Source organism: Amycolatopsis sp. NPDC059657 (genome assembly GCF_042734395.1).
GTDB lineage: Bacteria > Actinomycetota > Actinomycetes > Mycobacteriales > Pseudonocardiaceae > Amycolatopsis.
The window spans coordinates 10,587-21,275 of record NZ_JBHWEB010000149.1; the positions used below are offsets into that span (position 1 = coordinate 10,587).

A 10,689-nucleotide genomic window follows, 5' to 3' on the forward strand; every position below is an offset into this window, starting at 1 on the left:
AACACAATCATTACTTAATAAATCGCGTTTGGCGGGGGGGGGGCCGATCCCCCCCCCCCCCAACGCTCACGAGCCCTGACCTGTGGAAATGGCCTTGCGATTGAGGTCGGCGACGCTCGGGTCCAGTTTCAGCACCCGCCGGTCATACGTGTAGAAGCCGTTGACCTCGTTCTCGACATCGGTCAGCTGCGTGTAGATCGCGCCGGAAAGCCCTGTCTCACCGATGATTTCGACCAAAGCCTCGCTGGCCTCGCCGTAGCGTGACGTCAGTGTCTCCGAGTCGGGGCACATCTCGTAGGCGTCCGGCGGCCCCGGCCACCGGTGCTCGTCGAGCACCAGGCCGAGCCCGCCGTACTCACCGTCCACAATGGCCCGTTCACCCGAGATCAGCGGAACGCCGGGGCCGACGTAGGTGTGGTCGTCGTAGACGTCGCCCGCACCGGAATCCGGGTGGGAGAAACAACAGTTGACCCCGCTCGAAGCCACCACGAGCCGCGTCGGGTCGAGGTCCTTGACCAGCGCGGCGATCCTGGCCGTGTCGAACTCGCCCCAGCCCTCGTTGAACGGGACCCAGCCGATGATCGACGGGACGTTGCGCAGCTGCGCGATCATCGCCACCAGCTCGTTTTCGAAGCGCGCCTTGGCTTCGGGCACCGGATCGGGTTCCGGCGCCTGCGGGCCGTCGAAATGCATCGGCAGCGACGGCATGTCCTGCCACACCAGCAATCCCAGCCGGTCCGCCCAGTAATACCACCGCGCCGGCTCCACTTTGACGTGCTTGCGGACGAAGTTGAACCCGAGTTCCTTCGCCTTCTCCAGATCGAACCGCAGCGCCCCATCGGTCGGCGCCGTCGAGATGCCATCCGGCCAATAACCCTGGTCGAGCGGGCCGTGCAGGAAAGTGATCCGGCCGTTCAACGCGATGCGCGGCCGTCCTTCGGAGTCAGGGAGCAAGCCGACCGTGCGCAAGCCCGCATAGCCGCGCACGACATCGGAGCCCACGCGGACGGTCACGTCGTACAGGAAGGGATCCTCGGGTGACCACAGCCGCGGCTCCGGAATGTCGACGCGGTCGCCGCTCGTCCGCGCGACCTCGCCGTCCGGCGTCGAGACCACGATCTCCCAGCCCGTGTGCGGCCCGACGATGTCCGGGCGCACACGGAACCCCGTCAGGTCCGGCGTGATGTCCAAACCGGAGACATACGTCGCGGGCACGGGCTCCAGCCACACCGTCTGCCAGATGCCCGACGACGCCGTGTAGAAGATCCCGCCCGGCGTCGCGCGTTGCTTGCCGACCGGGAACGTCTCGACGTCGGTCCGGTCTTGGGCGTGCACGACCAGTTCCTGCGAACCGGTTTCACGCAGGACGTCGGTCACGTCCACCGAGAAGGCCGTGTAGCCGCCCTCGTGGGTCGCGACGTGCTGGTTGTTGACCCAGACGGACGCTTGCTGATCGACGGCGCCGAAATGCAGGAGTACCCGGTCGCCCGCCCACCCCGGTGGGATTTCGAACACGCGGCGATAGCGCATCCGGTCGTCGTGCCGCCCGATCCCGGACAACGCCGACTCCGGCGGATACGGCACGCGGATCCGCTCGTCACGGCCGTAGTCCCAGGTCCCGTTGAGATTCAGCCAGCGCTCGCGCACCAGCGCGGGCCGGGGATACTCCGGCAGCGCGTCGGCTTCCCAAGGTGTCGTCAGTGTGCCGCCCGTCACAGTGATGGCCTGCTCCTTTCCCGCGAGGTTCGAGTCTCACCGACTGGTGAGTAACCTGCTGTGTCATGCGTGTGCTGATGTTGTCGTGGGAGTACCCACCGGTGGTCGTCGGCGGATTGTCCCGGCACGTGCACGCGCTGGCTCGGCACCTGAGCCGACGCGGGCACGAGGTGGTCGTGCTCTGCCGTCACACCGCGGGCACCGACGCCGAGACCCACCCGCGCACCGACCGCGTGGTCGACGGCGTGCGGATCATCCGGGTCGCCGAGGATCCCGCCCACCTCACCTTCGAGCGCGACCTGGTCGCCTGGACGCTGGCCATGGGCCACGCGATGATCCGCGCGGCCACCGACCTGCTGCGCACCTGGCGGCCCGATGTCGTGCACGCCCACGACTGGCTCGTCACCCACCCTGCCATCGCGGTCGCCGAGGCGGCCAGGGTGCCGCTCGTGGGCACCATCCACGCGACAGAGGCCGGCCGTCACTCCGGCTGGCTCTCGCAGCCGCTCAGCCAGCAGGTGCACTCGGTCGAATGGTGGCTGGCGAACAGGGTCGACGCGCTGATCACCTGCTCGCAGGCGATGCGCAAGGAGGTCGCGCACCTGTTCGAGGTCGAGGCCGACGACATCACGGTCATCCACAACGGCATCGAGGAACGCAGCTGGCAGGTCCCCGAGGACGAGATCGCGCACGCACGCGAGGTCTACAGCCCGTCAGGGGCGCCGCTGCTGCTGTTCTTCGGCAGGCTGGAGTGGGAAAAAGGGGTGCAGGACCTGCTGGCCGCGTTGCCGAGGATCCGGCGCTCCCGGCCGGGCACCCGCCTGGTCGTGGCTGGCAAGGGACGTCATCTCGAGGAGCTCGTCGAGCAGGCGCGCAAGCTGCGGATCCGGCGCGCGGTGGACTTCGTCGGGCATCTCACCGACCGCGAGCTGCGTGCGGTGCTGGCCGCTTCGGACGCCGTCGTGCTGCCCAGCCGTTACGAGCCGTTCGGCATCGTCGCGCTCGAAGCGGCGGCCGCTAAGGCGCCTCTGGTCGCGTCGACCGCGGGCGGGCTCGGCGAAGTGGTGATCGACGGCGAAACCGGCCTCGCGTTCACGCCCGGCGACGTCGACGCGCTGGCGACGGCCGTGGAAGCCGTGCTGGAAGACGAAACCGCGGCGACCCGGCGGGCGCTGGCCGCCCAGTCCCGGCTCGCCGCGGACTTCGATTGGGACCGGATCGCCGAGGCGACCGCGGCGGTCTACCGCCGCGCGAAGACAGGCGAACCGGTCGAATTCGGGCGGCCCAAGATCGCTACGGGCAACGCCTTCGAACTCTAGGTATCCGGATTACCAATGACAGGGCCGGACGCAGACCGGCGCCGCGGACGCGGTCGTCGGCACGACCGTGGCCCCGGCCAGCGCCAGCACCGTGAAAACAGCGGCCAGCACAGCTCTCAACTGCGTTTTCATGGGGACTCCTCAGGGATGACAGGCGTGATACCGCCTGCGCAGAGCATCCGCGCGCCGTCCCCGCGAAACAATAGGTAGAACACCAGGTATGGGTACGTATTTCGGTTTTCCGTCAGAAAACCGGCAACAGGACCCCGTGTTCTGAGGCCGGACGGCTCCCCCGGATACGCCGTTCGGACGCGTCGATCGCCACGTCGTTGATGCTCGCCTCGCGCCGCCGCATCAGCCCGCTGTCGTCGAACTCCCAGAGTTCGTTGCCATAGCTGCGGAACCACTGGCCGTCCGCGTCATGCGACTCGTACTGGAACCGGACACCGATCCGGTTGCCCCGGAAGCCCCACAGCTCCTTTCGCAATGCGTAGTCGAGTTCCCGCGCCCACTTGGCCGTCAGGAACTCGACGATCTGCGCGCGCCCGACGACATGCCGGTCACGGTTACGCCAGACGCAGTCCTCGGTGTACGCGAGCGCGACGCGTTCGGGGTCGCGGGTGTTCCAGTTGTCTTCGGCGGCCTGGACCTTCTGGCGCGCGGTCGCTTCGTCGAACTGCATGGGTGGCTCCCTCGGGTTTGGAGAACGTGCGTTCTCCGACTAGCGTAGAGAACGCACGTTCTCCAAACCAGAGGCAGGTGCCGTGGACCACACCGAGGCGACCGAACGACTGCTCGACGCCGCTGAGTCGCTCTTCTACGCGCACGGCGTCTCGGCCGTCGGCATGGACGCGATCCGGGCCGAGTCCGGGGTCTCGCTGAAGCGGCTGTACCAATGCTTCGCTTCGAAGGACGACCTAGTCGAGGCGTACCTGCTGCGGCGGGATCTGCGCTGGCGCAAGTCTTTGGCGGCGTTCGTGGCCGCGCGTGGGAACGACCCGCTGGCGGTGTTCGACTGGCTGCACGACTGGTTCAGCGAACCCGGGTTCCGGGGCTGCGCGTTCATCAACTCGTTCGGGGAACTGGGCTCCCCCTCGCCCGGTATCGCCGCCGCGATCCGCCTGCACAAGGACGAAGTCCGGCGCTACCTGCACACCCTGAGCGCCGACGGCGACCGGATCTTCGTGGCGATGGAAGGCGCAACGGTGCTCGCCGCCATCACCGGCGACCCCGGCGAGGCCCGGGTCGCCAAAAGCCTCGTTTCCGCAGCTCAGGGGTCGTGAGTGTTTACGCCGGTTAGAACCGGCCGTACCACTCACGACCCCTGAGCTGGGCAAACCCTTGGAGCGGGGCCGGCGCAGGGGGAGCCACCCTTTGCCGGACCCGCTCCACACACCGGCCCAAATCCATTCCCGGTGTGCACCGCTCCGGTCCCTCGTCAGGTAGAGACCGGAGCGGGGTCTTGTCACGCGGTGAGGTACCGCGCGTACGCGCTCGTGGTCAGGAAGCTGGGGAGCTTCTCGCCGAGCGCGGTCTCCTCGAAGATGGCGCGGGCGTCGTCGAGCCGGGAGTGGCCGAGTTCCGCCCGGATCGAGGCGAGCTCTTCGTCCACATAGGACACCGTGAGCTCGTGGGTCAGCGCCGTGCCGTCTTCGAGCTTGGTGCCGTTGCGGATCCACTGCCACACCTGGCAGCGCGCGATCTCCGCGGTGGCCGCGTCTTCCATCAGGTTGTGGATCGCCGCCGCGCCGGTGCCGCCCAGCCAGGCGTCGATGTACCGCAGCGCGACGTTGATGTTGCCGCGCACGCCTGCCTCGGTGACCTCGCCGCCGGCGCTCGCCACGTCGAGCAGGTCCTCCGCGGTGACGACGACGTCCTCGCGCAGCTTGCCGAGCTGGTTCGGCCAGCCGCCGAGCACCTCGTCGAAGACCTCGCGGCAGACCGGGACCAGGCCGGGGTGCGCGACCCATGAGCCGTCGAAACCGTCGCCTGCCTCGCGTTCCTTGTCGGCGCGGACCTTCTCGATGGCGACCGTGTTGACCTTCGGGTCCTTCGACGGGATGAACGCGGCCATGCCGCCGATGGCGTGCGCGCCACGCTTGTGGCAGGTCCGCACCAGCAGTTCGGTGTAGGACCGCATGAACGGCACGGTCATCGTCACCTGCGCGCGGTCCGGCAGCACGAAGTCGGCGCCATGCTCGGAGAAGTTCTTGATGACACTGAAGATGTAGTCCCAGCGGCCCGCGTTGAGCCCGGCGACGTGCTCACGCAGCTCGTAGAGGATCTCGTCCATCTCGAACGCGGCGGTGATCGTCTCGATCAGCACGGTCGCGCGGACCGTGCCGCGCGGGATGCCGAGTTCGTCTTGTGCCAGCAGGAAAACGTCGTTCCACAGCCGCGCTTCGTGGTGGCTTTCCAGCTTGGGCAGGTAGAAGTACGGGCCGCGGCCGCGGGCGATCAGCTGGCGCGCGTTGTGGAAGAAGTACAGGCCGAAGTCGACCAGGCTCGCCGACACCGGGCGGCCGTCGATGCGGATGTGCTTCTCCACCAGGTGCCAGCCACGCGGGCGGGCGACGATGGTGGCCGGCGTCTCGCCGACCGAGTAGTGCTTGCCGGACTCGGTGGTGAAGTCGATCGCGCGGCGGATGGCGTCGAAGAGGTTGAGCTGGCCGTCGATCACGTTGTGCCAGGTCGGGGACGTGGCGTCCTCGAAGTCGGCGAGCCACACCTTGGCGCCGGAGTTGAGCGCGTTGACCGTCATCTTGCGGTCGGTCGGCCCGGTGATCTCGACGCGGCGGTCCTCGAGGCCGGGCGCGGCGGGCGCCACGTGCCAGGAGTCGTCACCCCGAATCGACGCCGTCTCGGGCAGGAAGCCGAGCGTCTCCTCACCGGAGCGGATCTTCTCGCGGCGCAGGCGGCGCGCGTCGAGCAACTCGGCACGGCGCCCGGCGAACGCGTTGTCCAGCTTGGCCACGAAGGCCAGCGCGGCGGGCGTGAGGATCTCGTCGAACCGCGGGCCACCCGGTCCGGTGACCTCAATCCGGTAGTCCAGCTTCATTGTCAACGCCTCCACGAAAATTGGGGTCGTGAGTGGTACGGCCGGTTAGAACCGGCCATACCACTCACGAGTCAGATCAGAACTGGGCTTCCTCGGTGGAGCCGGTGAGCGCGGTGGTGGAACTGGTCGGGTTGAGCGCGGTGGCGACCTTGTCGAACCAGCCGGTGCCGACCTCGCGCTGGTGCTTCGTGGCCGTGTAACCGCGGTCCTCCGAAGCGAACTCGCGCTCCTGCAGGTCGACGTAGGCGGTCATGCCCTCGCGGGCGTAGCCGTGCGCCAGGTCGAACATCGAGTAGTTCAGCGCGTGGAAACCGGCCAGCGTGATGAACTGGAACTTGTAGCCCATGTGCCCGAGCTCGCGCTGGAACTTCGCGATCGTGGCGTCGTCCAGGTGCTTCTTCCAGTTGAACGACGGCGAGCAGTTGTAGGCCAGCAGCTGGTTCGGGTACTTCGCCTTGATGGCCTCGGCGAACTTGCGGGCCACCTCGAGGTCCGGCTCCGAGGTCTCCATCCACAGCAGGTCGGCGTACTGCGCGTAGGCCAGGCCGCGGTCGATGCAGGGGTCGATGCCGTTGCGAACCGTGTAGAAGCCTTCGGCGGTGCGCTCGCCGGTCACGTACTTCTGGTCGCGCTCGTCGACGTCACTGGTCAGCAGCGTCGCGGCCTGCGCGTCGGTGCGGGCGATGATGACCGACGGGACACCGGCCACGTCCGCGGCGAGACGCGCGGCGTTGAGGGTGCGCTCGTGCTGCTTGGTCGGGATGAGCACCTTGCCACCGAGGTGGCCGCACTTCTTCTCCGACGCGAGCTGGTCCTCCCAGTGCACGCCCGCGGCACCGGCGTTGATCATGCCCTTCATCAGCTCGAACGCGTTGAGCGGACCACCGAAGCCCGCTTCCGCGTCGGCGACGATCGGGGCGTACCAGTCGATGTCGGTGTTGCCCTCGGCCCAGTTGATCTGGTCGGCGCGGCCCAGCGCGTTGTTGATGCGGCGGACCACGGCCGGGACCGAGTTGGCCGGGTAGAGGCTCTGGTCGGGGTAGGTCTGGCCCGCGAGGTTCGCGTCGGCCGCGACCTGCCACCCGGACAGGTAGATCGCCTTGAGGCCGGCGCGCACCTGCTGCACGGCCTGGTTGCCGGTGAGCGCGCCGAGCGCGTGGATGTAGTCCTCGGTGTGCAGCAGGTTCCACAGCTTCTCGGCGCCGCGGCGGGCGAGGGTGTTCTCTTCGACGACACTGCCGCGCAGCTTCACCACGTCGGCCGCGGTGTAGCTCCGCTGGACGCCTTCCCAGCGGGGGTCGGTCGCCCACTGCTGGGCCAGTTCCGCCGCCGCCTGCTGCTGCTGATCAGTCATCGATGCTCCCGGTGTTGCGAATCTTGCGATGTCTCGTCTTGCTTGGCCAGACACTGACACGGCGATGGAAATGAGATCTAGAGCGCCAATTTGCCAATTTCTGCGAAGATTCCGTACGCTTCTGTGAAGGTTGCGAATCGCGGGTTCGCAACCGAGCGAGAATTCGCGTTCTGGATCGTTCACGGAATCGTTCAGAACCGGAAACCTTGCGGACAGAGAGGCCAGAGTGGACAAAACCTTCGCCGGGGCGCGGCTGCGGCATCTGCGCGAAAGCCGGTCGATGAGCCAGGCGGATCTGGCTCGTGTGCTGGAGATCTCACCCAGTTACCTCAACCAGATCGAGCACAATTCGCGCCCGCTGACCGTTCCCGTGCTCCTGCGCATCACGCAGGCGTTCGGCGTCGACACGGAGTTCTTCGCCAACAACGACACCGCGCGCCTGGTCGCCGACGTCAAGGAAGCGCTGCTCGACGAGGTGATCGGCGTCGACGTGACCACGAGCGAGCTGAACGAGCTCGCCACCAACCTGCCGACCATCGCGCAGGCGCTGGTCAAACTGCATCGCAGCTACCGCAACGCCGTCGAGAACACCGCCGCGCTCACCACGGAAAACGGCCTCGGCCTGCACGGCAGCGCCGCGGGCAGCCTCCCGCACGAAGAGGTGCGCGACTTCTTCTACGAGCGCGAGAACTACGTCGCCGAGCTCGACGAACGCGCCGAGCGCATGGCCGTCTCGACGCCCTTGCGAAGGGGCGAAGTCCTCGGGGCGCTGCGGGAGTACCTGACGACGAAACACGGCGTCGAGGTCACCAGCGAAGGCATCAATCAGGCGTCCGACGAGCAGCACCGCTACGACCCGCGAGCCCGCGTCCTGCGGCTCGCGCCGAGCCTGCGCGTGGGCCAGCAGGCGTTTCGCATGGCTTCGCAGATCGCGCTGCTCGAGTACGACGACCTGATCACCGAACTCGCGGATTCGTGGGCGTTTTCCGGTCCAGCGGCCAGGTCCTTGGCCCGCGTCGGGCTCGCGAACTACTTCGCCGGCGCGCTGATCCTCCCCTATGGACCGTTCCTGTCCGCGGCGGAAGGCTTCCGCTACGACATCGAGCGGCTGTGCGACCACTTCGGCGTCGGCTTCGAGACGGTCTGCCACCGGCTGTCCACTTTGCAGCGCCCCAAGATGCGCGGCGTGCCGTTCTCCTTCGTGCGCGTGGACCGCGCGGGCAACATGTCGAAACGCCAGTCCGCGGCCGGTTTCCACTTCTCGCGCGTGGGCGGCGCGTGCCCGCTGTGGAACATCTACGAGGCGTTCACCTCACCCGGAAAAATCCTCACGCAGATCGCGACCGTCCCGGACGGCAAGAGCTATTTCTGGATCGCGCGCACGGTGTCACGCAACATCGGCGGTTACGGCAGCCCGGGAAAGACGTTCACCGTCGGCCTCGGCTGCGAATTGCGGCACGCCCGCAGGCTGATCTACTCCACGGGCCTCGACCTGGACGACCGCGCGGCCGCGACCCCGATCGGCATGGGTTGCAAAGTCTGCGAACGCCCGGCGTGCTCGCAGCGCGCGTTCCCCACGATCGGCAAGCAGCTCACGGTCGACGAGAACACCAGCACCTTCGTCCCGTATCCGGCGGTGCCGAAGCAGACGTAGGACGGGCTCAGATCGACTCTCCGGCCGTCCTGAGATGGATGTGGAAGTCGCTGAAGTTGCTGTCCGTGTCGTTGCTCGGATAGTCACGGGACATCGCCGCGCCCGGCATACCCACCGGGAAACGGGCGGGAGGGCCCTCCATCCGGCAATTCGCGCCGAGCGGCGACGGCGCCCATGCCACGGCGTCGACCGGCGTCCCGATTCCGCTCCGCAAGGACACGGCGCCGGCAGGCGACGCGAGACCCTGGCCACGCGCGAAGTAAGGCGCGACATTGGTGTCGTCGACGATCACGCCGGAGAAGTTCGGGCCCATCATCACCAGGAACTGCCCCGGCGAGCCCTTCGGGGCCAGCACGATGCCGGAAGGAATGGGGATGCTGTCGGTGGTTCCGCAATTCTGCTGATGCAACCGCAGGGTCAAACCGCGCAGGTCCTGCGGTTCACTGCTGATATTGCGGATCTCGACGAACTCGTCGAGTTGCCCATTCGGTCCGTCCGTGGACACCTCGTTGATCACGACGGTGGTGGACGCCCGCGACTCGCCCGTCGCGGGCCCTGCCTGCGCCACCCCTGTGGTGGACGCGCAGCAGGTGAGCACGGAAAGAACCCCGGCCATGATACGCATGATGCCCCGATCGGTTTCTGGATCACCTGAATGGACAATTCAGTTTTCCGCACCGGGGAAACCGCAGGAAAGGGGCCAATAGGCATTCACCAACGGGTGCAGTTGGTTGAGCGGCAACGCGATCACCCGGTATGCAGGATTCCATGAAGTGGATCATGATCGCGCTGCTCGCCCTGCCGCCGACACCCGACGTCATCGGCAAGTCGGTGTCCGACGCCTACGCCGAGATAGGCCTGCTGAACCCGGTCCACGTCCGAGACATCTCCGGCGACGACCGCCCGGTGATCTGGCCGGCGCATTGGAAGGTGTGCGTCCAGAAGCCGGCGGCAGGCGAGCCGCTGAAGCGCTACCAGGAGGTGGAGCTGGGAGCGGTGAAGCTCAAGGAGACTTGCCCCAAGCCGGGGTCGTGAGCCTGTCAAAGTGGCGGAAAAGCCACCTTCGCGGCGGCCGGAGATGCGGGTTTAATGTGGCAGATGGTGAAGAAGCTCGCGTCGCTGCTGTCCGCCTCGGCCGCTCTCGCCGGTTGCATTACGTTCGGCGCGAGCACCGCCTCCGCGTCCGACCTGTGCGCGCAGACCAGGCTGCTCCCCGGCAACGGCCTGTACATCACCCATGTGCGGATCACGAACGTCTGCAGCTACCCGATCGACAATGTGCTCGGCCACGTGTTCAACGGCCCTGCGCACGTCGACAAGTACATCCCGCCCCGGCGCACCGTGGCTCCCGGGGCCTACGTCCAGCTGGCCTACGCGTTCACCATGCCGTCCGGCTCGCTGACCTGCGGCGAGTGGCAGCTCACCCCGAACGCCAACTTCGGGCGCGACTGCATCACCCGCCGCTAGGGGTCGTGAATGTCGCGGGCGGTCCTAACCCAATGCCGGGTAGTTAAGGGGCGGGCAGGTTGGTCAAGCCCCGCCGCTCGGTGGGTGCCGCAGGGGTGGTTGAACGTTGCGAACGGGGCGT

General features: G+C 67.4%; 11 protein-coding genes. 5 read left to right on the plus strand and 6 right to left on the minus strand.

Going from position 1 to position 10,689, the window contains the following annotated elements; genetic code table 11:
* Nucleotides 1-66: 66 nt before the first annotated feature.
* Nucleotides 67-1,722 carry a glycoside hydrolase family 2 protein gene (locus ACFV15_RS42775; RefSeq protein WP_378358530.1) on the minus strand — a complete coding sequence of 552 codons (1,656 nt, stop codon included), beginning with the start codon at nt 1,720-1,722 and terminating at the stop codon, nt 67-69.
* Nucleotides 1,723-1,781: 59 nt separating this feature from the next.
* On the opposite strand from ACFV15_RS42775, the gene ACFV15_RS42780 reads away from it, so the two are divergent.
* Nucleotides 1,782-3,035, plus strand: a complete 1,254-nt coding sequence (locus tag ACFV15_RS42780; protein WP_378358515.1) for a glycosyltransferase family 4 protein — start codon at nt 1,782-1,784, stop codon at nt 3,033-3,035.
* A 9-nt stretch (nt 3,036-3,044) separates the two neighbouring features.
* Here ACFV15_RS42780 and ACFV15_RS42785 read toward each other — a convergent pair whose 3' ends face one another.
* Nucleotides 3,045-3,167 carry a hypothetical protein gene (locus ACFV15_RS42785; RefSeq protein ID WP_378358516.1) on the minus strand — a complete coding sequence of 41 codons (123 nt, stop codon included), beginning with the start codon at nt 3,165-3,167 and terminating at the stop codon, nt 3,045-3,047.
* Between the two features lie 112 nt (nt 3,168-3,279).
* On the minus strand, nt 3,280-3,717 hold the full coding sequence (locus tag ACFV15_RS42790; RefSeq protein ID WP_378358518.1) for a nuclear transport factor 2 family protein: 438 nt from the start codon (nt 3,715-3,717) through the stop codon (nt 3,280-3,282).
* 82 nt (nt 3,718-3,799) lie between these two features.
* Between ACFV15_RS42790 and ACFV15_RS42795 the strand changes: the two genes are divergently transcribed.
* A complete protein-coding gene (locus ACFV15_RS42795) occupies nt 3,800-4,318 on the plus strand; it encodes a TetR/AcrR family transcriptional regulator (protein WP_378358520.1) in 519 nt (172 codons plus the stop codon).
* A gap of 182 nt (nt 4,319-4,500) precedes the next feature.
* Here the strand turns inward: ACFV15_RS42795 and aceB are convergent, their stop codons facing one another.
* On the minus strand, nt 4,501-6,093 hold the full coding sequence (gene aceB / locus ACFV15_RS42800; RefSeq protein WP_378358521.1) for a malate synthase A: 1,593 nt from the start codon (nt 6,091-6,093) through the stop codon (nt 4,501-4,503).
* A 76-nt stretch (nt 6,094-6,169) separates the two neighbouring features.
* The gene (aceA, locus tag ACFV15_RS42805; protein WP_378358523.1) at nt 6,170-7,447 is read right to left on the minus strand and encodes an isocitrate lyase; all 1,278 of its coding nucleotides are present in this window, start codon (nt 7,445-7,447) and stop codon (nt 6,170-6,172) included.
* Between the two features lie 226 nt (nt 7,448-7,673).
* Between aceA and ACFV15_RS42810 the strand changes: the two genes are divergently transcribed.
* Nucleotides 7,674-9,101, plus strand: a complete 1,428-nt coding sequence (locus ACFV15_RS42810) for a short-chain fatty acyl-CoA regulator family protein (protein WP_378358524.1) — start codon at nt 7,674-7,676, stop codon at nt 9,099-9,101.
* Between the two features lie 7 nt (nt 9,102-9,108).
* Here ACFV15_RS42810 and ACFV15_RS42815 read toward each other — a convergent pair whose 3' ends face one another.
* Complete coding sequence (locus ACFV15_RS42815) at nt 9,109-9,717, minus strand: lamin tail domain-containing protein (protein WP_378358525.1); 609 nt, start codon at nt 9,715-9,717, stop codon at nt 9,109-9,111.
* 152 nt (nt 9,718-9,869) lie between these two features.
* Between ACFV15_RS42815 and ACFV15_RS42820 the strand changes: the two genes are divergently transcribed.
* Together ACFV15_RS42820 and ACFV15_RS42825 are read left to right on the plus strand one after the other, a co-directional pair.
* Nucleotides 9,870-10,136, plus strand: a complete 267-nt coding sequence (locus ACFV15_RS42820) for a hypothetical protein (RefSeq protein ID WP_378358527.1) — start codon at nt 9,870-9,872, stop codon at nt 10,134-10,136.
* 63 nt (nt 10,137-10,199) lie between these two features.
* On the plus strand, nt 10,200-10,568 hold the full coding sequence (locus ACFV15_RS42825) for a hypothetical protein (protein ID WP_378358528.1): 369 nt from the start codon (nt 10,200-10,202) through the stop codon (nt 10,566-10,568).
* Nucleotides 10,569-10,689: the final 121 nt, after the last annotated feature.

What these genes read in the sequence shown, in the direction of transcription:
- ACFV15_RS42820 (WP_378358527.1), top strand. Translation starts at nt 9,870, where the DNA reads ATGAAGTGGATCATGATCGCGCTGCTCGCCCTGCCGCCGACACCCGAC.
- ACFV15_RS42825 (WP_378358528.1), top strand. Translation starts at nt 10,200, where the DNA reads ATGGTGAAGAAGCTCGCGTCGCTGCTGTCCGCCTCGGCCGCTCTCGCC.
- aceA (WP_378358523.1), bottom strand. Translation starts at nt 7,447, where the DNA reads ATGACTGATCAGCAGCAGCAGGCGGCGGCGGAACTGGCCCAGCAGTGG.
- ACFV15_RS42780 (WP_378358515.1), top strand. Translation starts at nt 1,782, where the DNA reads ATGCGTGTGCTGATGTTGTCGTGGGAGTACCCACCGGTGGTCGTCGGC.
- ACFV15_RS42815 (WP_378358525.1), bottom strand. Translation starts at nt 9,717, where the DNA reads ATGGCCGGGGTTCTTTCCGTGCTCACCTGCTGCGCGTCCACCACAGGG.
- aceB (WP_378358521.1), bottom strand. Translation starts at nt 6,093, where the DNA reads ATGAAGCTGGACTACCGGATTGAGGTCACCGGACCGGGTGGCCCGCGG.
- ACFV15_RS42785 (WP_378358516.1), bottom strand. Translation starts at nt 3,167, where the DNA reads ATGAAAACGCAGTTGAGAGCTGTGCTGGCCGCTGTTTTCACGGTGCTG.
- ACFV15_RS42790 (WP_378358518.1), bottom strand. Translation starts at nt 3,717, where the DNA reads ATGCAGTTCGACGAAGCGACCGCGCGCCAGAAGGTCCAGGCCGCCGAA.